General features: G+C 60.6%; 24 protein-coding genes. 16 read left to right on the forward strand and 8 right to left on the reverse strand.

Annotated elements, in window-relative coordinates; genetic code table 11:
- Positions 1–10: 10 nt before the first annotated feature.
- From ADU59_RS26035 to ADU59_RS26060, 6 genes are all read right to left on the reverse strand, one after another.
- A complete protein-coding gene (locus ADU59_RS26035) occupies positions 11–784 on the reverse strand; it encodes an L-iditol 2-dehydrogenase (RefSeq protein ID WP_068958117.1) in 774 nt (257 codons plus the stop codon).
- Positions 781–1,782, reverse strand: coding sequence for an ABC transporter ATP-binding protein (locus tag ADU59_RS26040; RefSeq protein ID WP_068958119.1), 1,002 nt, complete (start codon positions 1,780–1,782; stop codon positions 781–783). Before ADU59_RS26040 ends, ADU59_RS26035 begins: the two co-directional genes overlap by 4 nt.
- A 26-nt stretch (positions 1,783–1,808) precedes the next feature.
- Positions 1,809–2,633: a carbohydrate ABC transporter permease gene (locus tag ADU59_RS26045; protein ID WP_068958121.1), complete on the reverse strand. Its 825-nt coding sequence runs from the start codon at positions 2,631–2,633 to the stop codon at positions 1,809–1,811.
- 13 nt (positions 2,634–2,646) lie between these two features.
- Entirely contained in the window at positions 2,647–3,519 is an 873-nt protein-coding gene (locus tag ADU59_RS26050; RefSeq protein WP_068958123.1) for a carbohydrate ABC transporter permease, read from the reverse strand.
- A 192-nt stretch (positions 3,520–3,711) separates the two neighbouring features.
- Positions 3,712–5,022, reverse strand: a complete 1,311-nt coding sequence (locus ADU59_RS26055) for an ABC transporter substrate-binding protein (protein ID WP_068958124.1) — start codon at positions 5,020–5,022, stop codon at positions 3,712–3,714.
- A 153-nt stretch (positions 5,023–5,175) separates the two neighbouring features.
- Positions 5,176–6,129, reverse strand: coding sequence for a sugar-binding transcriptional regulator (locus ADU59_RS26060; protein WP_068958126.1), 954 nt, complete (start codon positions 6,127–6,129; stop codon positions 5,176–5,178).
- Positions 6,130–6,332: 203 nt separating this feature from the next.
- On the opposite strand from ADU59_RS26060, the gene ADU59_RS26065 reads away from it, so the two are divergent.
- From ADU59_RS26065 to ADU59_RS26075, 4 genes are all read left to right on the forward strand, one after another.
- Positions 6,333–7,694 (forward strand): NAD(P)-dependent oxidoreductase, encoded by a 1,362-nt coding sequence (locus tag ADU59_RS26065; RefSeq protein ID WP_068958127.1) that lies wholly within the window; start codon positions 6,333–6,335, stop codon positions 7,692–7,694.
- A 15-nt stretch (positions 7,695–7,709) separates the two neighbouring features.
- Complete coding sequence (preA, locus tag ADU59_RS26070; protein WP_068958129.1) at positions 7,710–9,023, forward strand: NAD-dependent dihydropyrimidine dehydrogenase subunit PreA; 1,314 nt, start codon at positions 7,710–7,712, stop codon at positions 9,021–9,023.
- Positions 9,024–9,275: 252 nt separating this feature from the next.
- Positions 9,276–9,362 carry an SEC-C metal-binding domain-containing protein gene (locus ADU59_RS31230; protein ID WP_244506519.1) on the forward strand — a complete coding sequence of 29 codons (87 nt, stop codon included), beginning with the start codon at positions 9,276–9,278 and terminating at the stop codon, positions 9,360–9,362.
- 260 nt (positions 9,363–9,622) lie between these two features.
- A complete protein-coding gene (locus ADU59_RS26075; protein ID WP_068958131.1) occupies positions 9,623–11,308 on the forward strand; it encodes an adenylate/guanylate cyclase domain-containing protein in 1,686 nt (561 codons plus the stop codon).
- A 6-nt stretch (positions 11,309–11,314) separates the two neighbouring features.
- Here the strand turns inward: ADU59_RS26075 and ADU59_RS26080 are convergent, their stop codons facing one another.
- On the reverse strand, positions 11,315–11,965 hold the full coding sequence (locus tag ADU59_RS26080) for a TetR family transcriptional regulator C-terminal domain-containing protein (protein WP_068958133.1): 651 nt from the start codon (positions 11,963–11,965) through the stop codon (positions 11,315–11,317).
- Between the two features lie 290 nt (positions 11,966–12,255).
- Here ADU59_RS26080 and ADU59_RS26085 point away from each other — a divergent pair, with 290 nt between their 5' ends.
- Genes ADU59_RS26085 through ADU59_RS26100 form a run of 4 tightly spaced genes read left to right on the forward strand, consistent with a single transcriptional unit; the run spans position 12,256 to position 15,699 of the window.
- A complete protein-coding gene (locus ADU59_RS26085) occupies positions 12,256–13,509 on the forward strand; it encodes a Zn-dependent hydrolase (RefSeq protein WP_068958135.1) in 1,254 nt (417 codons plus the stop codon).
- Positions 13,510–13,514: 5 nt separating this feature from the next.
- The gene (locus tag ADU59_RS26090) at positions 13,515–13,835 is read left to right on the forward strand and encodes a hypothetical protein (protein WP_068958137.1); all 321 of its coding nucleotides are present in this window, start codon (positions 13,515–13,517) and stop codon (positions 13,833–13,835) included.
- Positions 13,836–13,861: 26 nt separating this feature from the next.
- Positions 13,862–15,316, forward strand: a complete 1,455-nt coding sequence (gene hydA, locus ADU59_RS26095; RefSeq protein ID WP_068958139.1) for a dihydropyrimidinase — start codon at positions 13,862–13,864, stop codon at positions 15,314–15,316.
- Positions 15,316–15,699, forward strand: a complete 384-nt coding sequence (locus ADU59_RS26100; protein ID WP_068958141.1) for a hypothetical protein — start codon at positions 15,316–15,318, stop codon at positions 15,697–15,699. Before hydA ends, ADU59_RS26100 begins: the two co-directional genes overlap by 1 nt.
- Positions 15,700–15,782: 83 nt before the next feature.
- Here the strand turns inward: ADU59_RS26100 and ADU59_RS30985 are convergent, their stop codons facing one another.
- Complete coding sequence (locus ADU59_RS30985) at positions 15,783–16,037, reverse strand: hypothetical protein (protein ID WP_193427104.1); 255 nt, start codon at positions 16,035–16,037, stop codon at positions 15,783–15,785.
- On the opposite strand from ADU59_RS30985, the gene ADU59_RS26105 reads away from it, so the two are divergent.
- The 8 genes from ADU59_RS26105 to ADU59_RS26140 all read left to right on the forward strand — a co-directional run bounded on the left by ADU59_RS26105 (position 16,019) and on the right by ADU59_RS26140 (position 25,438).
- On the forward strand, positions 16,019–16,810 hold the full coding sequence (locus ADU59_RS26105) for an ABC transporter ATP-binding protein (protein WP_068958143.1): 792 nt from the start codon (positions 16,019–16,021) through the stop codon (positions 16,808–16,810). The two genes, ADU59_RS30985 and ADU59_RS26105, sit on opposite strands and share 19 nt — an antisense overlap.
- A gap of 58 nt (positions 16,811–16,868) precedes the next feature.
- Positions 16,869–17,402 (forward strand): endonuclease domain-containing protein, encoded by a 534-nt coding sequence (locus tag ADU59_RS26110; protein ID WP_244506512.1) that lies wholly within the window; start codon positions 16,869–16,871, stop codon positions 17,400–17,402.
- A complete protein-coding gene (locus ADU59_RS26115) occupies positions 17,399–17,734 on the forward strand; it encodes a hypothetical protein (protein WP_068958145.1) in 336 nt (111 codons plus the stop codon). Before ADU59_RS26110 ends, ADU59_RS26115 begins: the two co-directional genes overlap by 4 nt.
- Before the next feature lie 2 nt (positions 17,735–17,736).
- Complete coding sequence (locus ADU59_RS26120) at positions 17,737–18,621, forward strand: ABC transporter permease (RefSeq protein WP_068958147.1); 885 nt, start codon at positions 17,737–17,739, stop codon at positions 18,619–18,621.
- Positions 18,618–19,490 (forward strand): ABC transporter permease, encoded by an 873-nt coding sequence (locus ADU59_RS26125; RefSeq protein ID WP_068958149.1) that lies wholly within the window; start codon positions 18,618–18,620, stop codon positions 19,488–19,490. Before ADU59_RS26120 ends, ADU59_RS26125 begins: the two co-directional genes overlap by 4 nt.
- Before the next feature lie 87 nt (positions 19,491–19,577).
- On the forward strand, positions 19,578–20,570 hold the full coding sequence (locus ADU59_RS26130) for an ABC transporter substrate-binding protein (protein WP_068958151.1): 993 nt from the start codon (positions 19,578–19,580) through the stop codon (positions 20,568–20,570).
- Between the two features lie 360 nt (positions 20,571–20,930).
- Entirely contained in the window at positions 20,931–22,124 is a 1,194-nt protein-coding gene (locus ADU59_RS26135) for an efflux RND transporter periplasmic adaptor subunit (RefSeq protein WP_068958316.1), read from the forward strand.
- A gap of 14 nt (positions 22,125–22,138) precedes the next feature.
- On the forward strand, positions 22,139–25,438 hold the full coding sequence (locus tag ADU59_RS26140) for an efflux RND transporter permease subunit (protein WP_068958318.1): 3,300 nt from the start codon (positions 22,139–22,141) through the stop codon (positions 25,436–25,438).
- The last annotated feature ends 70 nt before the right edge of the window (positions 25,439–25,508 follow it).

The raw sequence follows: 25,508 nt of genomic DNA on the forward strand, positions 1-25,508 counted from the left end.
AGCTTTGAGCTCAGCTCATCCAGTTGCCGCCATCGACATTGTAGGTCTGCGAAACGACATAGTTGCTGTCTGCGGAAGCGAGGAAGACCGCCATGCCCGTCAGGTCGTCGGCCGTGCCCATGCGCCCGAACGGCACTTCGGCGCCGACCAGCTTCTTCTTCTCGCCCAGCGGACGGTTTTCGAACTTGGCAAACATCGCATCGACACCGTCCCAATGCTCGCCATCGACGACGCCCGGGGCAATCGCGTTGACGTTGATGCCGTGCTTGATGAGGTTCAGTCCGGCCGATTGAGTCAGGCTGATAACCGCCGCCTTGGTCGCGCAATAGACGGCGACAAGAGCCTCGCCCCGGCGCCCCGCCTGGCTTGCCATATTGATGATCTTGCCGCCGCGTCCCTGCGCGATCATCTGCCTTGCGGCCGCCTGCATGGTAAAGAGCGTGCCGGAGACATTGATCGTAAACAGCCTGTCGTAGCTTTCCCGGGTGATCTCGACGATCGGCGCGAGATCGAACAGGGCCGCATTGTTGACCAGAATATCCAGACCGCCGGCCTTTGCCACGACCGCTGCGATCGCCGCATCGATGGAGGCCTGGCTGGTCACGTCCATTTCAACGGCATAGGCAGCGGCGCCAAGCTCGGCAGCAGTTGCTTTCGCGCGGTCGAGATTGATATCGGCGATCGCCACCGTCGCACCTTCGCGGATATAGGCCTCTGCGAAAGCCCGGCCGATCCCCCGCGCCGATCCCGTGATCAGCGCGCTTTTACCCTTGAGCCGTGTCATCGAATTGCCAGTCCCTTGTCATCGAACTTGTGAACGCGGCCCTCTTCCGGCGTCAGGAACACCCGATCGCCATGCTTGACCACAAAATCGCCGCCGACACGGGCCGTCACCAGACCAATGCCGTCGACATGAATATGCAAGAAGGTATCGGAGCCCAGATGCTCGGCGACACCGACGACACCGCTCCAGCTGCCCGCTTCGGTCGACAGCTGGAGATGCTCGGGACGAACACCGATCGTGTGCGCATTGTAGGGCTTGGAGAATTCGCCGGTGGCAAAATTCATCCGCGGTGAGCCGATGAAGCCGGCGACGAAGATATTGTCCGGCCGGTGATAGAGATCGAGCGGCGAGCCCACCTGCTCGATATTGCCGGCGTTGAGCACGACGATCTTGTCGGCCATGGTCATGGCCTCGACCTGATCGTGGGTGACGTAGATCATCGTCGTCTTCAGCTGATGATGAAGCTCGCTGATCTCCAGCCGCATCGTTCCGCGCAGGGCCGCATCGAGGTTGGACAGCGGCTCGTCGAACAGGAACGCCGAAGGTTCGCGCACGATGGCACGGCCGATGGCGACACGCTGGCGCTGACCGCCGGAGAGCTGGCCGGGACGGCGGTCGAGATAGTTGGTGAGGTTCAGCACCCTTGCTGCTTCCGTCACCTTCTTGTCGATCGTCTCCTGATCGAGCTTGGCCATCTTCAGCGGAAACGCGATGTTGTTGCGCACCGTCATATGCGGATAAAGCGCGTAGGACTGGAACACCATCGCCAGCCCGCGCTTGGCCGGTGCCATGCCCGTGACGTCGCGGCCGTCGATCTCGATCGTGCCTGCGGATGTATCCTCAAGCCCGGCGATCAGGCGCAGCAGCGTCGACTTTCCACAGCCCGACGGACCGACGAACACGACGAACTCGCCCTCGCTGATCGTCAGGTCGATGCCCGGAATGACCTGTGTCGTGCCGAAGGATTTGTTGACCTTCTTGAGTGTGATATTGCCCATGCGTGCCTCCAGGTCTTTTCTTTGAGTTATTTCACGGCGCCAAAGGTCAGGCCGCGGACAAGTTGTTTCTGGCTGAACCAGCCCATGATCAGGATCGGCGCGATCGCAAGCGTCGATGCTGCCGACAGCTTGGCCCAGAACAGCCCCTGCGGACTGGAGAAGGACGCGATGAAGGCGGTGAGCGGCGCCGCATTGGTCGTGGTCAGGCGGATCGTCCAGAAGGCTTCGTTCCAGGCGAGGATAATGTTCAGCAGCATGGTCGAAGCGATGCCGGGTATCGCCATCGGTGTCAGGACGTAGACGATCTCGCCCCAGAGCGAGGCGCCGTCCATGCGCGCCGCTTCCAGGATTTCGCCGGGAATCTCGCGGAAGTAGGTGTAGAGCATCCAGACCACGATCGGCAGGTTGATCATCGTCAGCATGAATGTCAGGCCGATCCGGCTGTCCAGCAGGCCGAAATCGCGGAACAGAAGATAGATCGGCACCAGAACGGCAACCGCCGGCATCATCTTGGTGGAGAGCATCCACATCAGGATGTCCTTGGTCCGTCTGGTCGGCGAAAACGCCATCGACCATGCGGCCGGCACCGAGATCAGCAACGCAAGGAATGTCGAGCCAAGCGACAGGATGACCGAGTTCAGAAAGAACTTGAAGTAATTGCTCTGAGCCTGCACGGCCTCATAGCTTTCGACCGTTCCCGAGGGGATCAGGCTGAAACCCTGGATCGCCTCGGTTTCGGATTTGAAGCTGGTGATGATCGTGTAAAGGATCGGGAAGAAGATGATGAGCGCGACGATCCATGCGAAGATCGTGACGACAACGGTTTTTCTGGTCGAGACTGCGCGGGCCATGGTCCTGCCTCCCTTATCTGTCGAGGTTCTTGCCAACGGCGCGCATCAGGAAGAAGGCGACGATATTGGCGAGGATAACTGCGATGATGCCGCCCGCCGAAGCGCCGCCGACATCGTAGCCAAGCAGGGCCGTGCGGTAGATCAGGAACGGCAGGTTCGTCGATGCGTAGCCCGGGCCGCCATTGGTGGTGACGAGGATTTCGGCATAGACGCCCAGAAGGAAGATCGTCTGGATCAGGATGACGACGGTGATTGAACGCGCCAGATGCGGCAGCGTCAGATAGATGAAACGGTTGACGAAGTTCGCCCCGTCCATCTCGGCTGCTTCCTTCTGCTCCCCGTCAAGCGATTGCAGGGCGGTCAAAAGGATGAGCGTCGCAAACGGCAGCCATTGCCAGGCAACAATGATGATGATCGACAGCAGCGGATATTGCGCGAACCAGTCGACCGGCTGCAGGCCAAGCGCGCGACTGATATCCGCGAACACGCCGTAGCCCGGATGCATGATCATGTTCTTCCACACCAGGGCTGCCACCGGCGGCATGACGAAGAACGGCGAAATGATCATGATGCGCACGATGCCCTGCCCGAACATCGGCTGATCCAGCAGCAAACCGAGTGCGATGCCGCCGATGACCGTGATACAAAGCACGCCGACCACAAGAACCAGCGTGTTCCAGATGGACTGGAAAAAGGCAGGATCCGTGTAGAAATACTGGTAATTGAACAGGCCAGCGAAACTGACATTGCCCGGATTGAGCAGATTGTAGTTCTGGAACGAAAACCACAGCGTCATCGCCAGCGGCACGATCATCCAGATCAGAAGAAGCCCGACGGACGGGGCCATCATAAAGCGCGCGAGCACGCGCGTATTCTGTGTAGCCATTGGAACAACCCTCCCTCGCCATATTGCCCGATATTCTGACAAATCGGAACACTGGTCTCGTTCTCTATATTATCATGTGTAAAGTTTAAACATGGCGCGCATAAAAAATTTCGCGCGACGGCAAACCCTGTTGCCGTGGAGGGTTCGACTGCCCGGAATGGTTCCGGGCAGTCGCGTCCTTGGGAAGGAACGTTACTTGATGTAGCCGCCGCGTGTCATTTCGCGGGTGGTTACCTGCTGTGCCTGTGCGAGCGCATCGTCCACGGACATCTGGCCTGCCAGAGCGGCGGAGAAGAGCTGCCCGACCGTCGTGCCGAGACCCTGGAATTCCGGGATCGCGACGAACTGAACACCAACGTAAGGCACCGGCTTTACGGACGGGTTCTTCGGGTCGGCGGCATTGATGCTATCGAGCGTCATCTTGGCGAACGGAGCCGCCTTCTGGTACTCGGGGTTTTCATAAAGCGAGGTGCGCGTGCCCGGAGGAACGTTTGCCCAGCCTTCCTTGGCGGCAACGATGTCGAGATAGTGCTTGCTGGTTGCCCAGGACACGAACTTCTCGGCTGCATCCGCCTTCTTGGTGCCGGCCGGAATGGCCAGGTTCCAGGCCCACAGCCAATTGCCACGCTTGCCGAGACCGGTGTCGGGAGCAAGAGCGAAACCGACCTTGTCGGCAACCGTCGAGTCCTTCGGGTTGGTCACGAACGAAGCTGCCACCGTGGCGTCGATCCACATGCCGCACTTGCCCTGCTGGAACAGCGCCAGGTTTTCGTTGAAGCCGTTGGACGAAGCGCCCTGCGGGCCGGCATCGTTCATCAGCTTGACGTACATGTCGAGCGTGGCTTTCCATTCCGGCTGATCGAACTGGGGCTTCCAGTTCTCGTCAAACCAGCGTGCGCCGAAAGCGTTGGACGTGGCGGTCAGGAACGCCATGTTCTCGCCCCAGCCGGCCTTGCCGCGAAGGCAAATGCCGTTGATGCCGGCCCCGCGGTCGGTCATCTTGCGGGCAGCCTCGCCGATGAACTCCCAGGTCGGAGCGTCGGGCATGGTGAGCCCTGCCTTTTCGATCAAGTCCTTGCGGTACATGACCATCGAGCTTTCGCCGTAGAACGGAGCCGCGTAGAGCTTGCCGTCCGCGGTCAGGCCCGAACGGATGGCCGGCAGAAGGTCGTCGACGTCATAATCGGCGCCCAGCTTGTCGAGCGGTAGCAGCCAGCCCTGCTTGGCCCAGATCGGAACTTCATAGGTACCGATCGTCAAAACGTCGTACTGGCCGCCCTTGGTTGCGATGTCCGTGGTGACGCGTTCGCGTAGCACGTTCTCTTCGAGGGTGACCCATTCGAGCTGGATGTCAGGGTTTGCCTTGGTAAAATCGTCCGTCAGCGTCTGCATCCGGACCATGTCGCCATTGTTCACCGTGGCAATGGTGAGGGTTTCTGCCTGCGCAAAACCCGCGATGACGACTGCCGAGCACGTGCCCAGCAAAAAAGTTTTCAAGTTCATATATCTTCCTCCCAGAAGAGTTATGAGCATTTGCCTTGCTCGTGGGCAATTACTCACACGTTTCCAAAGAATGTCAATCGGCATTCGTTGCTGCAGCGCAGAAGCGACACCCTATTGATTTGATTTTACTTATGAAAATTTATGGGCATTCGCTCAATTGGCGAGCAAAAACTCCGCAGTCGTCTCGTCGGTGATCAGTCCGTTGATCACGCGCCCCTTGAGAGCAGCCCGCAACGCAACGTATTTTCGCTGCCCCTTGGCGATGCCGATGACGGTCGACGAATCACGCGACGGCAACGGCACGCTGGCGACGCGTTGGTTGATGCTGCCGGGCATCATTTGTCCCTCGCGGTCGAACATCCAGCCGCAGATTTCACCGGCAGCCCCCTCGTCCATCAACCGCGCCATCTCGTCGGGGGCCAGAAAGCCATCCTCGCACAGGGGCGCCTGCTGGCCGAGTTCGCCGACGCCGACGAAAGCGACATTCGCCTCGGCACCAAGCTGCAGCGCGGATTTCACCAGCGCCTGGCTGTGCAGCACCACCCGCTCCTCCGGCGAAGACACGAGAACCGGCAACGGCATCGGAAAATGCCGCGCCTTGACCGCATCCGCCATCGAGAAGATGACGTTGTAATAGGCAGCCGACCCGTCGAGGCCGATATTGCCGGTCAGGGAGACGATGCGATGCTGCGGACATTCCATTGCCGGCAGCTGATCGATCGCCGCCTTCAGCGTTCGCCCCGTACCGATGGCCAGAATGATCGGATCGACCGATTTCAGCCAGCGCTCGATCTCGGCCGCCCCCGCTTCGGCGATACCGACGGTGGTCGATGACGACGCGGGATCGCTCGGCACGATATCGACCTGCCGCAGGTCGAATTTTTCCTTGAGGCGAAGCCCGAGCTCAAGACAGGCGGCGATCGGATGATCGAGGCGGACCTTGATCAGGCGCTCGGCCATGGCGAGCGAAACCAGCCGCTGCGCCGACTGGCGCGAAATCCCCATTGCGGACGCAATTTCGTCCTGGGTGCGCCCGGCGACATAATAGAGCCAGCCCGCACGCGCGGCATCATCGAGCCTGTTGTTGCCTTCCGGTCTGCGCGCCATTTGCTGTACTCCCTAGTCAATGTGCTGACACTTTTTCCGGCACTCTGTCAAACACAGACCGCTGACATCCCCATCAGTGGCAGGTCGAAACCCCTGCTACGCCGCGATTCCGGCGATTTCATTTTTAAAATTTTACCGTTTGATAAAAAAATAAAGCGTGTTACCGTTTCATCATCCTGAGGCACGACATTTGGGAGAAAAAAATGGGAACGACTGAAACTGGAATACTGAGCGGGCGCCTCTCGCCAGTTGAATATGAGAAGAATTTTTCCGATCTGCATCCGCCGCTGGATGAGCATGAAGCGCTGGTCGCCTCCGACCGCTGCTATTTCTGCTACGACGCGCCCTGCATGACAGCCTGTCCCACCTCCATCGATATCCCGCTGTTCATCCGGCAGATATCGACTGGAAACCCGATCGGGTCGGCAAACACCATTTTCGACCAGAACATTCTCGGCGGCATGTGCGCTCGCGTCTGTCCCACCGAAACGCTCTGCGAGCAGGCCTGTGTGCGCAACACGGCCGAGCATCGCCCGGTCGAGATCGGGCGGCTGCAGCGCTATGCCACTGACATCGCCATGCGCGAAAACAAGCAGTTCTACGAGCGCGCCGAACCGACGGGCAAATCCATCGCCATCGTCGGCGCAGGTCCGGCAGGTCTCGCCTGCGCCCACCGCCTCGCCGTCAAAGGTCACGATGTGGTCATCTACGACGCCCGCGAAAAGGCCGGCGGCCTCAATGAATACGGCATCGCCACCTACAAGGCGGTCGATGATTTCGCACAGGCCGAAGTCGACTACGTTCTCGCCATCGGCGGCATCGAGGTCCGCAACCGCCAGATGCTCGGGCGCGATTTTTCGCTGAGCGACATGCTGGCCAATCACGACGCCGTCTTCCTCGGCCTCGGCCTTGCCGGCGTCAACGCGCTGCGGGCCGAAGGCGAAACTGCCGAAGGTGTCGAGGATGCGGTCGATTTCATCGCTGCGCTCCGACAATCGGAAACCAAATCGGACATCCCCGTCGGCCGCAGGGTCGTGGTACTCGGCGGCGGCATGACCGCAGTCGATGCCGCCGTGCAGGCAAAGCTGCTCGGCGCCGAAGAGGTGACGATCTGCTACCGCCGCGGCAAGGAAAACATGAACGCCTCGGAATTTGAGCAGGATCTCGCCGCCGCCAAGGGCGTCACGATCCGCCACTGGCTGCAGCCCAAGCGCATCATCGCCCGCGACGGCAAGGTGGCCGGCATCGAACTTGATTACACGACGATCGAGGACGGACGCCTCACCACGACAGGCGAAACCGGCGTCATCACCGCCGATCATGTGCTGAAGGCCATCGGCCAGACCTTCGAGGCCGACGGTCTCGGGGGCATTACCCTGCAGTCCGGCCGTATCGTCGTCAACGACGAGGGCCGCACATCGCTCGACCGCGTCTGGGCCGGCGGTGACTGTGTTCTGGGCGGCGAGGACCTGACGGTTTCCGCCGTTGCCATGGGCCGCGACGCGGCCGAATCGATCAACCGTGTGCTGGCCGCTGCATCGCAGCCGGCCGTCGCCGTCGCTTGAAGGGGAGAATGAACAATGGCTGATCTGCGCAACAATTTCATCGGCATCAAGTCTCCCAACCCCTTCTGGCTGGCCTCGGCACCGCCAACCGACAAGGCCTACAATGTCGAGCGCGCCTTCAAGGCGGGATGGGGCGGCGTGGTCTGGAAGACACTCGGCGAGGAAGGCCCGCCGGTCGTCAACGTCAACGGCCCGCGCTACGGCGCGATCTGGGGCGCCGACCGCCGGCTTCTCGGTCTCAACAACATCGAGCTGATTACCGACCGCGACCTCTACACCAACCTGCGCGAAATGAAGCAGGTGAAGATGAACTGGCCGGACCGGGCTCTGATCGCCTCGATCATGGTTCCGTGTGAAGAAAATGCCTGGAAGGCGATCCTGCCGCTGGTGGAAGAAACCGGTGCTGATGGTATCGAACTCAATTTCGGCTGTCCGCACGGCATGTCGGAGCGTGGCATGGGTGCCGCGGTCGGACAGGTGCCGGAATATATCGAAATGGTCGTGCGCTGGTGCAAGCAATACACCCGAATGCCGGTCATCACCAAGCTGACGCCGAACATCGCCGATATCCGCAAGCCCGCCCGCGCCGCCAAGGCCGGCGGCACTGATGCGGTGTCATTGATCAACACGATCAATTCGATCACATCGGTCAATCTCGATACGTTCTCGCCCGAGCCTTCGATCAACGGCAAGGGCAGCCATGGCGGCTATTGCGGCCCGGCGGTCAAGCCGATCGCGCTCAACATGGTGGCCGAGATCGCCCGCGATCCGGAAACCTACGGCCTGCCGATCTCCGGCATCGGCGGTATCACCACCTGGCGGGACGCGGCCGAATTCCTCGTTCTCGGTGCCGGCAATGTTCAGGTCTGCACAGCGGCAATGACCTACGGCTTCAAGGTCGTTCAGGAGATGATCACCGGCCTGTCCAACTGGATGGATACCAAGGGGCACCGCAATCTCGACGACATCTGCGGCCGCGCGGTTCCGAACGTCTCCGACTGGCAGTATCTCAACCTCAACTACATCGCCAAGGCCCGCATCGACCAGGATGCCTGCATCCAGTGCGGTCGCTGCCATATCGCCTGCGAGGACACCTCGCACCAGGCAATCACCCAGTTCGTTGATGGCGTCAGGCGTTTCGAGGTGATGGAAGACGAATGCGTCGGCTGCAATCTCTGCGTCAACGTCTGTCCCGTGCAGGATTGCATCACCATGGTCGGCCTGGAGCCGGGCACGCTGGACGAGCGGACCGGCAAGGTCGTCGATGCCAACTACGCCAACTGGACGACCCATCCGAACAATCCGATGGCCCGCCAGGCTGCGGAGTAAGAACGGCTTTCGCCCAATATCGGCCGTCTCGCCCAAAATGCGAGGCGGCCGATTGCCATTGATCGCCACCGCGAACCTGTTATGAAACATCCGCCGCAATCTATGGCAGCATGCCAAAACAGGAGGCAATCATGTCACGCAAAACCTTCCACGACGTGAGCTTTTGAGATCACGTCCAAGCGACGCAAGTCTTATCCATCCGAAACCAACGTCAAGACCGGCACCCGGTTCGTTCGCGGCGACGTCGAACTGATCGAGAAACTCGGCCGCAACGATCCCTGCCCCTGCCAATCGCGGAGGCGGTTTCAAGCACTGCTGCCTGAAGTCCGGCCGTTATGACGGCATCGAGCGGGATCACTACTTTTAGAGACCGGAACTGAACGATTGCAGGCGTCTGGCTGAACCCCGGGCGCCTGCGGTCCCGGTCGGAAAAAATGCCCGGATTTTTGCCATGCGACGCGATAACGTGCAGCCGGGATAACGGATTGGACACAAAATTGCGACGATGCGTCCACAAATCGTGCGTTGCCCCAGACCGGGAACTCGTCAATAAGAAGTAAAAGACACGCGGCTCGTGGCCGCCAACACCGGATGTCTGTTTGAAGCTCGCTTCCTCACGATCGCGCAAAAGGCTGCATCTGCTGACAGGCGCCTGTCTGGGACTGTTCCTGCTGACGCATTTTTCCAACCATGCGCTCGGCCTGATCTCGGTCGACGCCATGGAGAAAGTGCGCGGGGTCTTCAACGTCGTCTGGAGAAGCTGGCCGGGCACCGCCTTGCTCTACGGCTCGCTGCTGGTCCATTTTGTGCTCGCACTTGAAAGCCTGTACCGCCGGCAAACCCTGCGCATGCCGGTCCGCGAAGCGCTGAAGATCGTCTTCGGGCTTTCCTTTCCTTTCCTTATCGTCGGCCACGTGGTCAGCACGCGGATCGAGTGGATGCTGACGGGCTATGGCGATGGCTACTACGAAGTCTTGCCGGCGCTCTGGTCGAATTCCCTGACCGCGACTCGGCAATCGGTCGCACTGGTCCTTGCCTGGGCGCACGGCTGTCTTGGTGCATGGTTCTGGATGCGGGGCCGCAGCTGGTATCCGCGCTATTTTCTGGTCTTCTACACATTCGCGGTGCTGGTTCCCCTGCTCGCCCTGCTCGGGTTTGCCGTCGCGGCGCGGTCGCTGGAAGGCGGGCTGCCGTCCGCATCCTGGTTCCGGCCGCCCCGCGCCTCCTCCGAAACCCTTGGACATATCCGGCTGTCCATCATCGCCGGCCTGTTGGCGATGATCGGCGGAACGTTGATCGCGCGCGCGGTCCCCGTCCGCGGAAAGATCCGCATCACCTACCCGGACCGGGCCATCTCTGTTGCCAAAGGCTTCAGCGTGCTCGAGGCAAGCCGCGCCGCCGGCATCCCGCATCTGTCGATCTGCGGCGGACGTGGACGCTGCTCGACCTGCCGGGTGCGGGTGACGGAAGGGCTGGAGCGGCAGCCAGCGGCCAACGAGGCCGAGCGGGCAACGCTGACGCGTATCCGCGCACCTGACAATGTGCGCCTTGCCTGCCAGCTGCGGCCGACCCACAACCTGTCGATTTCGCCCATTCTCGGTGCCGACAATGTCGGCCACAAGGCCCAGCCGACCGAGCATGAAGCGGCCGGCCGCGAGCGCAAGATCGCCGTGCTGTTCTGTGACCTGCGCGACTTCACGCTGCTGGCCCAGCAACAGCTGCCGTTCGACACCGTCTTCCTGCTCAACCGCTATTTCGAGACCATCGGCGAGGCGGTGGAGGGAGCGGGCGGCGTCATCGACAAGTTCATCGGCGACGGCGCTCTCGCCATCTTCGGACTGCATACGTCCATCGAGGACGCCTGCGCGCAGGCGCTGACCGCGACCATCCGCATCGCCAGGGGCGTCGACGTTCTCAACCGCAATTTCATGAGCGAACTCGACAAGCCGCTGCGCATCGCCATGGGCATGCATGCCGGCCCCGCCATCATCGGCCATATCGGCTATGGCAAAGCCTCGGCGCTGACAGCCGTCGGCGACACGATCAACGCGGCCAGCCGGCTGGAGGGCTTTGCCAAGGAATATGATGCGCAGCTGGCCGTTTCCGCCGACGTCGTGCGGTATGCCGGCCTCACGGTCGATGGCCGGGAGAGCTACAACATCGCCATTCGCGGCCGCACCGGCACGCTCGAAACCCTGATCGTTCACAACGCCGATGAATTCGAGGGCTTGATGGCCGCATCGTCGGGAAAGGGCGAGGCTCCCGCCCAGCCGTCAGGAAGCTGACAAACGTCAGTTCGCCGGACCGTCGGCCGAAAGGCCTGTGACGAACAACTGCTCAAGAAACCGCGCCGCATCCTCGAAACGCCCTTCACCGGAGCGCCCGTCTCCCAGCACGCCGCGCACCTGCACGTCGAAATCGGCATAGTGCTGCGTCGTCGACCAGATGGCGAAGATCAGATGGTAGGGATCGCATTTGGCGATCTTGCCGGCCTTTGCCCAGGCGCGGATCACCTCCGCCTTCTCATCCACGAGCGCCTTCAGCGGCCCTTTCAATTCGTCCTCGATATGGGGAGCGCCCTGCAGGATCTCGTTGGCAAACAGCCGGCTCTCGCGCGGAAAATCCCGCGCCATCTCCAGCTTGCGCCGGATATAGCTGCGGATTTCGGAGACTGGATTGCCCGCAGCGTCAAATTCGCGCAGCGGATCGAGCCAATTGTCCAGCACCCGGTCGATCAGCGCCCGGTGCATGGCTTCCTTGGTGCGGAAATAATAAAGCAGGTTGGGCTTCGACATCCCAGCCACATCGGCGATCTGGTCGATCGTGCTGCCGCGAAAGCCATGGGTGGCGAACACGTCGAGCGCCGCCTCCAGAATCAGTTCTTCCTTCTCCTCCTGGATACGGGTTCGCCGTTGCGTTCGGGCTGCCCTCGGAAGTACCATGTTTTCCCCTGCCTTCTCACCAATCGCCGCCTGTGCCGGCCTGAAAACGTCCGAAAGCCACGTGATTTAAAAATTCGGACGGCAATTCCGTTTTTTCTGTTTTTCGTCTTGAGTGCGCCAACGGAAGTTGTAATGTTTTACCAACCGGTCAAATTATCAGTCAGTTCAAAGTCAAACGCAACGGCTGATCGCAGGGCAATCGAAAAAACCAGATGGCCCCGATTTGACCACGGGAACGACGGGATGTGCTGATACCGCGCATCCCCTAATAAAGAATGAGGAGAACCGTCATGGCTCATGCGCCGGGCGAGAACATGCGTGTCAATGCGGACCGTCTTTGGGACATGCTGATGGACATGGCGAAGATCGGCCCCGGTATCGCCGGCGGCAACAATCGCCAGACCCTGACCGACGAAGACGGCGAAGGCCGCCACCTTTTCAAGACATGGTGCGAAGATGCCGGACTGACCATCGGCGTCGACAAGATGGGCACGATGTTTGCCACCCGCCCCGGCACCGATGCCGATGCCCTGCCTGTCTATGTCGGCTCGCACCTCGACACGCAGCCGACCGGCGGCAAGTATGACGGCGTGCTCGGCGTGCTCGCTGCACTGGAAGTCGTGCGCACCATGAACGACCTCGGCATCAAGACCAGACATCCGATCGTCGTCACCAACTGGGCGAACGAGGAAGGCGCGCGTTTCGCGCCCGCCATGCTCGCCTCCGGCGTCTTTGCCGGCGTTCATTCGCTCGATTTCGCCTACGGCCGCAAGGACCCCGAGGGCAAGACCTATGGCGACGAACTGAAGCGGATCGGCTGGCAGGGCGAGGAAGAGGTCGGCGCCCGCAAGATGCACGCCTATTTCGAATATCACATCGAGCAGGGACCGATCCTCGAGGCGGAAGAAAAGACCATCGGCGTGGTGACGCACTGTCAGGGCCTCTGGTGGCTGGAATTCACGCTGACCGGCCGCGAGGCCCATACCGGCTCGACGCCGATGAACCTGCGCGTCAATGCCGGTCTTGCCATGGCGCGGATCGTCGAGATGGTCCAGGGCGTCGCCATGGAAAACCAGCCGGGCGCCGTCGGCGGCGTCGGCCAGGTGTTCTTCTCGCCCAATTCCCGCAACGTGTTACCCGGCAAGGTGGTCTTCACCGTCGATATCCGCTCGCCCGACAAGGCCAAGCTCGACCGCATGCGCGCCAGGATCGAGGCAGAAGCGCCGAAGATCACCGAAGCGCTCGGCGTCGGCTGTTCGATCGAGGCGATCGGCCATTTCGAGCCGGTGACCTTCGACCCCACGCTCGTCACCGCCGTGCGCACGGCCGCCGAAAAGCTCGGCTACAGCCACATGAACCTGATCTCCGGCGCCGGCCACGACGCCTGCTGGGCCGCCAAGGTGGCGCCTGCCACCATGGTCATGTGCCCCTGCGTCGGCGGCTTGAGCCACAACGAAGCCGAAGAGATATCCAAGGAATGGGCGTCGGCAGGCTGCGACGTGCTGTTCCATGCGGTGGTGGAGACGGCGGGGATCGTGGGGTGAAAGCGATGTCGCCGCTAGAGCAAAAGTTTGAAGCGGCGATGTTCGACATTTATCGCCGGGCAAAATCAGAAGCAAAATATACTGCCACGATTTTCCTCAGCATGCTGAATGACCGCGGCGGACTGGCAACGGCCAAAACACTCGTTAACGCAGAAGCGCAATCCCAAGGTTACACTGCTTTGATGTTTGCCAACCGACTTGACCTCACTGTGGAGGCTTTGGTCGTCGAGGACAGAAGATGGCACAGCCTGTTTCTGCCTGAAGAAATATCCAAAGCGAAAAAGCGCCTCCAAGATAACCAGTATGTAGTTAAAATGCGAAACTGACACTGGAATTATAGTAGGGAACCCTCATGACCACAGTCATCAAAAACGGAACCGTCGTCACCGCCGACCTCAGCTACAAGGCAGATGTCAAGATCGACGGCGGCAAGATCGTCGAGATCGGGCCGAACCTTTCGGGCGACGAGACGCTGGATGCGACCGGCTGTTATGTCATGCCCGGCGGCATCGATCCGCATACCCATCTCGAAATGCCGTTCATGGGCACCTATTCCTCCGACGATTTCGAAAGCGGCACGCGCGCGGCCCTGTCCGGCGGCACGACCATGGTCGTCGATTTCGCGCTTCCCTCTCCCGGCCAGTCGCTGCTTGAAGCGCTGACCATGTGGGACAACAAGACCTCGCGCGCCAATTGCGACTTTTCCTTCCACATGGCGATCACTTGGTGGAGCGAGCAGGTCTTCAACGAGATGCAGACCATCGTCCAGGACAAGGGCATCAACTCGTTCAAGCATTTCATGGCCTACAAGGGCGCATTGATGGTGGACGACGACGAGATGTTCCACTCGTTCCAGCGCTGTGCCGAGCTTGGCGCGCTGCCGATGGTGCATGCTGAAAACGGCGACATCGTCGCGCAGATGCAGGCAAAGCTGCTGGCGGACGGCAACAATGGTCCGGAAGCTCACGCCTATTCCCGCCCCGCCGCCGTCGAGGGCGAGGCAACCAACCGCGCCATCATCATCGCCGACATGGCGGGCAGCCCACTCTATGTCGTGCATACCTCCTGCGAACAGGCACATGAAGCGATCCGCCGCGCCCGGCAGAACGGTATGCGCGTCTATGGCGAGCCGCTGATCCAGCACCTGACGCTGGACGAAAGCGAATATGCCAATCCCGACTGGGATCATGCCGCCCGCCGCGTCATGTCGCCGCCGTTCCGCAACAAGCAGCATCAGGACTCCCTTTGGGCGGGCCTGTCCGCCGGTTCGCTGCAGGTGGTGGCGACCGATCACTGCGCCTTCACGACGGCGCAAAAACGCTTCGGCGTTGGCGATTTCACCAAGATCCCGAACGGTACCGGCGGGCTTGAAGACCGCATGCCGATGCTCTGGACCCATGGCGTCGCTACCGGCCGCATCACCATGAACGAGTTCGTCGCCGTCACCTCGACCAACATCGCCAAGATCCTCAACATGTACCCGAAGAAAGGCGCCATCCTTGTCGGCGCCGATGCCGATCTCGTCGTCTGGGATCCGAAGCGCTCGAAAACGATCTCGGCTGCAAGCCAGCAGTCGGCGATCGACTACAACGTCTTCGAAGGCAAACAGGTCACCGGCCTGCCGCGCTACACCCTGACGGGCGGCATGGTCGCCATCGAGGAATCGACCATCAAGACCCGCGAAGGTCAGGGCAAATTCGTCAAGCGCGACCCCTTCACCGCCGTCAACAGGGCACTCTCGACCTGGAAGGACATCACCGCCCCGCGCAAGGTCCAGCGCACCGGCATTCCGGCAAGCGGGGTGTGATGATCGTGAGAGCGGCGCAGCGCATCTCTTTGTTCGTTGTGACCGGCCTCGCCATGACCGGAACGGCCGATGCGCAGCAAGCCTTTCTCGACGGAGCCTATGGCAACAAGGATGGCTGCGCTTATGCCAAGACCGGCGAATCCACCGGCTCCGACGACTTCTTTCTGCTGACCGGCGAAGGCATCACGACGGCGGCTTCCTATTGCGGCTTCAAGGGAGACGTCACCAAAGAAGGCGATTCCTTCGCCGCGGCGATCTCCTGTTCCGAAGAAGGCGAAGGTGGCGAGACGGAAGACCGTGTCGAGATACGGCGCACGGGCAAGGATTACACCATCGCCTTCAAGGATGGGACGCGCTGGGGGCCTCTAAAGAGATGCAAATGAGCCGCCCTCCATCAACCCAATCGCTCTGTCGCCGGCCGGCGGGCAAGAGGCGCCACCACAGGCCAGCCTACGCAACACCGAGATTAAACCTCCCGTTCAGGCAGCAGGATGACGCTTTCCTGTTTGTTCGGATCGGTACAAGCGATCACCGCCGAACAGCGCTGGTCCAGCAGACATTTCGACATCTCCCCGGCAACAACATCGCCGGCGGCATACCTCATTCGAAAAATATGAAGTACGACTATCGAAGACAGGGAGCCGAATGACCTCACAGCAAATTTCCAGCCAATGGCATTCAGGGCGGAGCGCACCGGACACAATGACAACAACACCAGCATCCGTCGTTTCGGCCCGCGATCTCGGCCTGACCTTCGAGACCAATGACGGTCCCGTCAACGCCCTGACCGGTGTCAATCTTGACGTCAACAAGGGCGATTTCGTTTCCTTCATCGGTCCGTCGGGCTGCGGCAAGACCACCTTCCTGCGGGTCATTGCAGACCTGGAAAAACCCACCTCCGGCGCAATCACCGTCAACGGTACCACGCCGGAGGACGCCCGCAAGAACCGCTCCTACGGTTATGTCTTCCAGGCCGCAGCGCTTTATCCCTGGCGCACGATCGAGAAGAACATCGCCCTGCCGCTGGAGATCATGGGCTACAGCACTGCCGACCAGAAGGCCCGCATCGACCGCACGCTGGATCTGGTCAACCTCTCCGGCTTCGGCAAGAAATTCCCCTGGCAACTCTCCGGCGGTATGCAGCAGCGTGCCTCCATCGCCCGCGCACTCGCCTTCGACGCCGATCTTCTGCTGATGGACGAGCCCTTCGGCGCACTGGACGAAATCGTCCGCGACCACCTGAACGAACAGCTCCTGAAACTCTGGGACCGGACGAACAAGACCATCTGCTTCGTCACCCACTCCATCCCGGAAGCCGTCTACCTCTCCACCAAGATCGTCGTCATGAGCCCCCGCCCCGGCCGCGTGACCGACATCATCGAATCGACATTGCCCAGGGAGCGCCCGCTCGATATTCGCGAAACACCGGAATTTCTGGAAATCGCCAGCCGGGTGCGCGAAGGGCTGAGAGCGGGGCATAGCTATGATGAGTAGCTGTTCGGTGCTTGAGGCAAAAACCCCTCCCCAACCCCTCCCCACAAGGGGGAGGGGCTTGCCCCGGCCAACCGCCGGTTTTCAAAATTACAGCCCGAAGGCAAACTTGCGTCTCGATGGTCTTCAATTTGGCGAAGCAGGTGCCGCGGGTCTTCCCCTCCCCCTTGTGGGGAGGGTGGTGAGCGAAGCGAACCGGGAGGGGTCTTTCTTGCCGCACTCCAATATCGACCCAAAAACTCGGACAAGGGCCAAGAAACTTCGCACCGAATTGACCAAAGCCGAAGCCAGAATGTGGAATATGCTGCGAGACTTTCGCGCGCGTGGCGCCCGTTTCCGCCGCGAAACTCCAATCGGCCCTTACATCGCTGACTTTGCCTGGCTATCGGCTCGCATTGTGATTGAAGTGGATGGCGATAGCCATGAAACGTCAATTGGAAGAAAGCACGATAGCCAGCGTGACCGGTTCCTTCAAAACCAAGGCTTTCTCGTCCTACGTTTCGACAACGCACAAGTAATTGATGGGCCGGACTATGTTTTTCTTGCCATAGAACAAGCGATTTCGCCATTTCTACAGATCGAGCCAACCCAATGAACCTCTCCTTCATCCTCTGGCTCTCAGCGTCCATGGCCATTTTCCTCAGCGCCGCCACCGCATCGCGTTATTATGTCTCCAGCAACAACATCCTGATCCTCATCGTCTCGCTCGGCCTTTATTGCGTCGGCAACCTGATGATGGTGCGGCTGATGCGCGAGGGGGGCTTGGCTCTGGCGATCTCGGCCTCGGCGATCGTCCAGCTGATCCTGATCAACGTCATCGCCTTCGCCGTCTTCGGCGAACGGATGACCCTGCCGCAACTGGCCGGGGTTGCCCTTGGTATCGTCTCCATGGGCCTGATGATGCTGCCCGCCGGCGGAAAGGCTTGAGGATGGGAAACCCGGGCTTCTTTCGCGACAGGATCATGCCGGTGGGGGTCATCCTGCTTGCCCTGCTCGTCATCTGGTATGTCGCCGTGATCTTCCTCAATGCGCCGTTCGAGCGTGACACCGCTGCGCGCGCCGGAACGACAATCACCTTCTCGGAAATCCTGCCGAAAACCATGTTTCAGCAGCGGCCGGTGCTGCCGGCCCCACATCAGGTGATCACCGAAATTTGGAATACGACATTCTTGATGCCGATCACCTCCAAGCGCAGCCTCGTCTACCACGCCTGGATCACGCTCTCGGCGACGTTGCTCGGCTTCGGCATCGGCACCGTGCTCGGCATCGTTCTTGCCGTCGGCATTGTCCACAATCGGGCGATGGACCGCTCGCTGATGCCGTGGGTCATCGCCAGCCAGACCATCCCCATCCTTGCCATCGCGCCGATGATCATCGTCGTGCTCAATGCGGTCGGCATTTCCGGCCTGCTGCCGAAGGCGCTGATCTCGACCTATCTCAGCTTCTTCCCGATCGTCGTCGGCATGGTGAAGGGACTTCGCAGCCCCGAGCAGATCCAGCTCGACCTGATGCACACCTATTATGCCAGCCCGTCGCAGACCTTCTGGAAACTGCGCTGGCCCTCGTCGATGCCCTATCTCTTCACCTCGCTAAAGGTCGCCATCGCCATCTCGCTGGTCGGTGCCATCGTCGGTGAATTGCCGACCGGCGCCGTATCCGGTCTCGGCGCGCGGCTGCTTGCCGGCTCCTACTATGGCCAGACAGTGCAGATATGGTCCGCCCTGTTCATGGCGGCAGCGCTGGCGGCAACCCTTGTGATCATCGTCGGCTTTGCCCACACTGCTGTCCTCAAACGCATGGGGATGAAGCCATGAACACCGGTATCATCCTTGGCGCCATCGCATTCTGGCTTGCCGCCTGGGCAACCAACGAATGGCTCGTCCGCCAGAAATTCCGGGACCGGTCCGCCAACCGGGCTGTCCGCCTCGCCGTCCCGCTGCTGTTCGGCATCAGCATCCTCGTGCTGTGGGAAGGTATCGTGCGTGGGTTCAATGTTCCCTCGGTCCTTTTGCCGCCGCCCTCGATGATCTGGACGCGGCTGATCAACTCCCTGCCGATACTTTGGGCCGATTTCCGCCAGACCTTCCTGAAAGCCGTCATCACCGGCTATGCGCTGGGTTGCGGTCTCGGCTTCCTCGTTGCCATCGGCATCGACCGGTCGCCTTTCCTGCAGAAGGGCCTGCTGCCGCTTGGCAATTTCGTCTCCGCCCTGCCCGTCATCGGCGTCGCGCCGATCATGGTCATGTGGTTCGGTTTCGACTGGCAGTCAAAGGTCGCCGTGGTGGTCATCATGACCTTCTTCCCCATGCTGGTGAACACGGTTTCGGGGCTCGCCGCCGCAAGCACGATGGAACGGGATCTCATGCACACCTATGCCGCGAGCTGGTTTCAGACGCTGGTCAAATTGCGTCTTCCGGCGGCATGGCCTTTCATCTTCAATGCGCTCAAGATCAACTCGACGCTGGCGCTGATCGGCGCCATCGTCGCTGAATTCTTCGGCACCCCGATCGTCGGCATGGGGTTCCGGATTTCCACCGAAGTGGGGCGCATGAATGTCGACATGGTTTGGGCCGAGATCGCCGTCGCGGCGGTGGCTGGCTCCGCCTTCTACGGGATCGTGGCGCTCATCGAGCGCGCCGTCACGTTCTGGCACCCGTCCGTGCGAAACGCCCGGACGGTCTGAAAAAGAACCTGCCCGCGCTGGGCAGGCAAAGCAGGAAGGCCCGCCTTTTCGTGGTTGGAGAGGCATAACAAAAAAGAGGGAACTGACATGAAGACGAAACTTGCATCATTGCTGCTGGCAAGCGCCTTTTCGCTGTCCGCATTCCAGGCCGTCGCCGCCGACAAGGTGGTGCTGCAGTTGAAATGGGTCACGCAGGCCCAGTTCGCCGGCTATTACGTCGCCAAGGACAAGGGTTTTTATGAAGCCGAAGGCCTCGACGTCGAGATCAAGCCGGGCGGCCCGGATATCGCACCTCCGCAGGTCATCGCCGGTGGCGGCGCCGATGTCGTGGTCGACTGGATGCCCTCGGCACTGGCAACCCGCGAAAAGGGCGTGGCGCTGGTCAATATCGCCCAGCCGTTCAAGTCCTCGGGCATGATGCTGACCTGCCTGAAGGAATCCGGCGTCGCAACGCCTGCCGACTTCAAAGGCAAGACGCTTGGCGTCTGGTTCTTCGGCAACGAATATCCCTTCCTGTCCTGGATGAGCCACCTCGGCCTCAAGACCGACGGCGGCCCGGATGGCGTCACGGTCCTGAAGCAGGGCTTCAACGTCGATCCGCTGATCCAGAAACAGGCGGCCTGCATCTCGACCATGACCTACAACGAATACTGGCAGGTCATCGACGCCGGCATCAAGCCGGAAGATCTTGTCGTCTTCAAATATCAGGACCAGGGCGTCGCCACTCTGGAAGACGGTCTCTACGCGCTGGAAGACAAGCTCAAGGACCCGGCCTTCAAGGAAAAGATGGTCAAGTTCGTTCGCGCTTCGATGAAGGGCTGGAAATACGCCGAAGCCAATCCGGATGAAGCAGCCGATATCGTTCTTGAAAACGACGCCACCGGCGCCCAGACGGAAGCGCACCAGAAGCGCATGATGAGTGAAGTCGCCAAGTTGACGGCCGGCTCGAACGGCGCACTGGACGAGGCCGACTACAAACGCACCGTCGATTCACTGCTGAAGGGCGGCTCCGACCCCGTTATCACCAAGGAACCGGTCGGCGCCTTTACTCACGAAATCACCGACGCTGCTCTCAAGTAGGCCGTTTAAATAATACTTTTCAAACAGGAAACGCGCGGGCCAGCCCCGCGCGTTTCTCATTTGCAACACCGGCGAACACTTTCCCGCAACAAAACAACATAAAACAAACGTTGTCTTGATGGCATTCAACAAATAAAATAATGAGGCACCATTCTTTCGTGGCATCATCTTGCATCGCCGAAGGGGGCCAACTAAATAGAGCCCGAGGCATTTTGAGGAAGATGCGAGGAGGAAATATATCGCTCGATGAAACCGAGGCGATACTTTCTTCTCTTCGAGCAGGCGACGACGACAAATCCTTCCTTGAAGGCTTGCGGCGTCAGCAAACTGATTTATCCGGAATTCGAGGAAAGTGAGCCGATGGCCCGTAACAAGACGTTTGCGTTTGGTGTGTCCACAACCCTGCTTTTGGCCTTCCTGTCGAACACCGCATTTGCGCAAGAAACCGTCGCGCCCAAAACCGAACAGGCATTGCCCTCCATCGTCGTGACCCCGGTGGAAAATCAGCCGATCGTCGACCGGGTCGTCGCAACCGGTGCCGTCAAGGCCGTGGAAGAGACCTATGTCTCGCCGCTGGTCGATGGGCTCTCCATCCGCTCGCTGAACGCCGACGTCGGCGATCGCGTCGAGGCCGAAAGCACGCTGGCCGTTCTTAACGAGGACATGCTGCTGCTGCAGAAGAGCCAGTATGCGGCAAGCCTCGCCAAGGCCAATGCTTCGCTCGCACAGTATCAGGCACAGCTTGCCGAAGCGCAGGCCAATGCCGATGAAGCCGTGCGGGTCAGCGAACGGTCGAGAAAGCTCTCGGAGGCCGGCTCCATTTCCACTGCCCAGCGCGATCAGGAAAAGGCGGCAGCGACCGCAGCCCTTGCCCGCGTCAATTCGGCCGAACAACTCATCGCGGTCGCCCACGCCGAAATCAAGGTTGTCGAAGCGCAGATGTCGGATCTTGAGCTGCGTCTTGCCCGCACCGAAGTCAAATCGCCGGTCAGCGGCGTCGTATCGGCAAGGGCCGCCAAGGTTGGAGCCATCGCCAACGGCACCGGCGATCCTCTTTTCACCATCATCCGCGACGGCGCCGTGGAGATGAAAGCCGACATCACCGAAGCTGACCTGCCAAGACTTCAGATTGGCCAAAAGGCGAAAGTGACGCTTGCGGACGGCAAGACGGTAATCGACGGCCATATTCGCCTGATCTCGCCGGTGGTCGATGCCCAGACACGGCTCGGAAACGTCTATATAAGCCTGCTCGAGTCGGACAAGGCCCGCGTCGGCATGTATGCCAGTGCGCAGATCATCGTTGAGGAAAAACAGGCGCTTGTCCTGCCGCTGTCGGCGGTGACCAAGACCAAGGACGGCATGGTCGCCCGCAAGGTCGAAAATGATATCGCGCATGTTGCCCCGGTTGAAACCGGCATACAGGACAACGGATATATCGAAATCCGCAGCGGGCTCAGCCGGGGAGATCGCGTGATCACCAAGGCCGGCGCCTTTGTGCGGGACGGCGACCATATCAAGCCCGTCCTTGCAGACGCCAACCCCGTATCGAACTGATCGAGGCTATGTCGATGAATTTTTCCGCCTGGTCCATCCGAAATCCCATCGCTCCGATTCTCGGGTTCGCGCTGCTTTTGTTCCTGGGAATTCAATCGTTCTACGCATTGCCGATCACCCGCTTCCCGAACATCGACGTTCCGGTGGTCGCTATCACCGTTGTTCAAAACGGCGCCTCGCCGTCAGAACTGGAAATGCAGGTTACAAAAGAGGTCGAAGACGCCGTCGCATCGATCGCCGGCGTTGACGAAATCCAGTCGACGGTGACGGACGGACAATCGGTCACCAGCGTCGTCTTCCGTATCGAAAAGCCGACCGAGGAAGCCGTTCAGGACACCAAGGATGCAATCGACCGCATCCGCAGCGACCTGCCGGCCGATGTCGACGAACCGATCGTCACGAAAATCGACGTCGAGGGCCAGGCGATCCAGACCTTCTCGGTGTCTTCGCCCGACATGACGCTTGAGGAATTGTCCTGGTTCGTCGATGACACCGTCAAGCGCGCGCTGCAAGGACAGGTCGGCGTCGGCCGGATCGATCGTTACGGCGGATCGGACCGGGAAATCAGCGTACAGCTCGATCCGAGCAAGCTCGATTCATTCGGCATCACCGCGCCGGACGTCAACAACCAGCTGCGCAGCACCAACGTCGATCTCGGTTCCGGACGTGGCCAGATCGGCGGCGCCGAGCAGACCATCCGCACGCTCGGCGATGCCCGCAATGTCGCCCAACTGGCAAACACGACGATTGCCTTGCCCAACGGACGGTTTGTGAAACTGTCCGATCTCGGCAGCGTCACCGACACCTATGAGGAGCCGAAATCCTTCTCGCGCTTCAACGGCAATGCATCGGTCACCTTTGCGGTATTCCGGTCCAAAGGCGCCAGCGAGGTCTCGGTAGCCGAAACAGTCGCCAAAAGCCTCGACACGGTGCGCGCCGCCCATCCCGAGGTCAACATCGAGATGGTGGACGATTCCGTCTACTTCACCTACGGCAACTATGAGGCTGCGCTCCATACACTGCTGGAAGGCTCGATCCTCGCCGTCATCGTCGTGCTGCTGTTCCTGCGGAACTGGCGGGCAACACTGATTGCAGCCGTCGCCCTTCCCCTGTCCGCGATCCCGACATTCTGGATCATGGATATCATGGGCTTTTCGCTCAATCTCGTCAGCTTCCTGGCCCTGACGCTCGCGACCGGCATTCTGGTCGATGACGCCATCGTCGAGATCGAGAACATCGCCCGGCATATCAAGATGGGCAAAACCCCGTACCGGGCGTCTCTCGATGCCGCCGACGAAATCGGCCTTGCGGTCATTGCCACCAGCTTCACGATCATCGCCGTCTTCGTGCCGGTGTCATTCATGCCGGGCATTGCCGGGCAGTATTTCATCCAGTTCGGATTGACGGTCGCATTCTCGGTCTTCTTCTCGCTGATGGTCGCGCGTCTCATCACCCCGCTGATGGCCGCCTACCTGATGCGGCCCGAGGACGGCGTCGACGATCATCATGACAATGACGGACGCCTGATGAAGGCCTATACGCGGCTGGTCAGCGCCACGACAAAGCGCTGGTACATGCGCTATGCCACGATGCTTGCCGCGTTCGCGTTCCTGGCAGGATCGCTGTTCCTGATGGCGCAGGTGCCCGGCAGCTTCATGCCGCCGGACGACTCCTCGCGTGTCGTTCTTTCCGTCGAACTGCCGCCGAATGCGACGCTTGCGGAAACAGACGCAACCACCAGCTACATCTACAATGCCATCAAGGATGTCGACGGGGTGGACAGCGTCTTCATTCTCGGCGGCGCCTCGCCGAAGGGAGACCTTGAACTGCGCCGCGCCACCGTTCGCGTCATTCTCGGCAAGATCGATCACTCCCTGCTGAAGACGTTGGTCAACAAGGGGCTCGGCGGCATTCCGCTCATCGGGCAATATATGCCCAAGATGCAGATGGAAGGCCGTATCCGCCCGCAGTGGGACGTTGAAAAGGATATCTTCGCCAACCTGCGCGGCATTCCCGATGTCCGCATCACGAAATTGAACGACCGCGGCGAGCGTGAACTGACGTTCAACTTCCTGTCGTCGAACGAAGAAGACCTCAATCAGGCGGTCGGCCTACTTGAAGGCAAGCTGCGCGCATCTCCGATCCTCGCGAACGTCAGTTCCGAGGGCGCCCTACCCCGCCCGGAACTTCAGATCCGGCCGCGCAAGGACCAGATCGCCCGTCTCGGCATCACTCCGCAGCAGATCTCGCAGACCATCCGCGTTGCCACGACCGGTGACGTGGCTGCGGCCCTCACCAAGATCTCGCTGGACGACCGGCTCATTCCCATCCGGGTGCAGGCATCGCTCGACGTCCGCCGCGACCTGCAGGCGATCGGAGCCTTGAAGGTGAAAACTGCGTCGGGCGCGACCGTTCCGATCGATAGCGTCGCGGATATCACCTACTCGGAAGGGCCGAGCTCGATCCTGCGCAATGCCCGCAACCGCGTGGCCTCGATCGGCTCGGACGTGCCGCAGGGTACCGCGCTCGATACCTCCACCGCCGAGTTCAAGCGGATCGTCGACGAAACGAAACTGCCGGCGACGGTGCGGCTTGCCGAAAGCGGAGACGCCAAGATCCAGAGCGAAATGATGCAGAGCTTCGGCAACGCCATGCTGCTCGGGCTGCTGATGGTTCTGGTCGTGCTCATCCTGCTCTTCAAGGACGTGATCCAGCCGTTCACCATTCTTTTGTCGCTACCGCTTGCCATCGGTGGCGTCGCCGTTGCCCTGATCCTGACGCGCAACGCGTTTTCGATGCCTGTGATGATCGGGGTGCTGATGCTGATGGGCATCGTCACCAAGAACGCCATCCTGCTGGTCGATTTCGCCGTCGAGATGAAGCGCCATGGCATGGAGCGCGTTCAGGCCATGGTGGAGGCGGGCCGCAAGCGCGCCCAGCCGATCATCATGACCTCGATCGCCATGTCGGCGGGTATGATCCCGTCCGCGCTTGGCATTGGCGAAGGCGGCTCGTTCCGCGCACCGATGGCGATCGCGGTCATCGGCGGTATCATCGTCTCGACGGTCCTGTCGCTTCTCGTCGTGCCATCGTTCTTCCTGATCATGGATGACCTGTCGCGGTTGATGGGCTGGCTCTTTGGCCGCATGGTCGGCAAGAAGGACGAGGAACTGGAGGTGCTGGAGAACGAAGCACTGACGGAAATCGTCACCGACCAGGGCAAGACGATCGGCGAGTTGCAGGAGCGCCTCGACAAGCTGGAAGGCCCGAAACGCGGCAATGTCATCAAGCATCCGGCGCTCGCGGCGGAGTAATCCATCAAGATCACAAAAAAGCCCGGCCGCATCGACATGCGGCCGGGCCTTTTCATTGACACGTGGCTCA

The organism is Pararhizobium polonicum, from assembly GCF_001687365.1.
Classification (GTDB): domain Bacteria; phylum Pseudomonadota; class Alphaproteobacteria; order Rhizobiales; family Rhizobiaceae; genus Pararhizobium; species Pararhizobium polonicum.

Excerpts from the sequence above, each read along its gene's own strand:
- ADU59_RS26035 (WP_068958117.1), bottom strand. The coding sequence starts at position 784 with ATGACACGGCTCAAGGGTAAAAGCGCGCTGATCACGGGATCGGCGCGG.
- ADU59_RS26040 (WP_068958119.1), bottom strand. The coding sequence starts at position 1,782 with ATGGGCAATATCACACTCAAGAAGGTCAACAAATCCTTCGGCACGACA.
- ADU59_RS26045 (WP_068958121.1), bottom strand. The coding sequence starts at position 2,633 with ATGGCCCGCGCAGTCTCGACCAGAAAAACCGTTGTCGTCACGATCTTC.
- ADU59_RS26050 (WP_068958123.1), bottom strand. The coding sequence starts at position 3,519 with ATGGCTACACAGAATACGCGCGTGCTCGCGCGCTTTATGATGGCCCCG.
- ADU59_RS26055 (WP_068958124.1), bottom strand. The coding sequence starts at position 5,022 with ATGAACTTGAAAACTTTTTTGCTGGGCACGTGCTCGGCAGTCGTCATC.
- ADU59_RS26060 (WP_068958126.1), bottom strand. The coding sequence starts at position 6,129 with ATGGCGCGCAGACCGGAAGGCAACAACAGGCTCGATGATGCCGCGCGT.
- ADU59_RS26065 (WP_068958127.1), top strand. The coding sequence starts at position 6,333 with ATGGGAACGACTGAAACTGGAATACTGAGCGGGCGCCTCTCGCCAGTT.
- preA (WP_068958129.1), top strand. The coding sequence starts at position 7,710 with ATGGCTGATCTGCGCAACAATTTCATCGGCATCAAGTCTCCCAACCCC.
- ADU59_RS26080 (WP_068958133.1), bottom strand. The coding sequence starts at position 11,965 with ATGGTACTTCCGAGGGCAGCCCGAACGCAACGGCGAACCCGTATCCAG.
- ADU59_RS26085 (WP_068958135.1), top strand. The coding sequence starts at position 12,256 with ATGGCTCATGCGCCGGGCGAGAACATGCGTGTCAATGCGGACCGTCTT.
- ADU59_RS26090 (WP_068958137.1), top strand. The coding sequence starts at position 13,515 with ATGTCGCCGCTAGAGCAAAAGTTTGAAGCGGCGATGTTCGACATTTAT.
- hydA (WP_068958139.1), top strand. The coding sequence starts at position 13,862 with ATGACCACAGTCATCAAAAACGGAACCGTCGTCACCGCCGACCTCAGC.
- ADU59_RS26100 (WP_068958141.1), top strand. The coding sequence starts at position 15,316 with ATGATCGTGAGAGCGGCGCAGCGCATCTCTTTGTTCGTTGTGACCGGC.
- ADU59_RS26105 (WP_068958143.1), top strand. The coding sequence starts at position 16,019 with ATGACAACAACACCAGCATCCGTCGTTTCGGCCCGCGATCTCGGCCTG.
- ADU59_RS30985 (WP_193427104.1), bottom strand. The coding sequence starts at position 16,037 with ATGCTGGTGTTGTTGTCATTGTGTCCGGTGCGCTCCGCCCTGAATGCC.
- ADU59_RS26115 (WP_068958145.1), top strand. The coding sequence starts at position 17,399 with ATGAACCTCTCCTTCATCCTCTGGCTCTCAGCGTCCATGGCCATTTTC.
- ADU59_RS26120 (WP_068958147.1), top strand. The coding sequence starts at position 17,737 with ATGGGAAACCCGGGCTTCTTTCGCGACAGGATCATGCCGGTGGGGGTC.
- ADU59_RS26125 (WP_068958149.1), top strand. The coding sequence starts at position 18,618 with ATGAACACCGGTATCATCCTTGGCGCCATCGCATTCTGGCTTGCCGCC.
- ADU59_RS26130 (WP_068958151.1), top strand. The coding sequence starts at position 19,578 with ATGAAGACGAAACTTGCATCATTGCTGCTGGCAAGCGCCTTTTCGCTG.
- ADU59_RS26135 (WP_068958316.1), top strand. The coding sequence starts at position 20,931 with ATGGCCCGTAACAAGACGTTTGCGTTTGGTGTGTCCACAACCCTGCTT.
- ADU59_RS26140 (WP_068958318.1), top strand. The coding sequence starts at position 22,139 with ATGAATTTTTCCGCCTGGTCCATCCGAAATCCCATCGCTCCGATTCTC.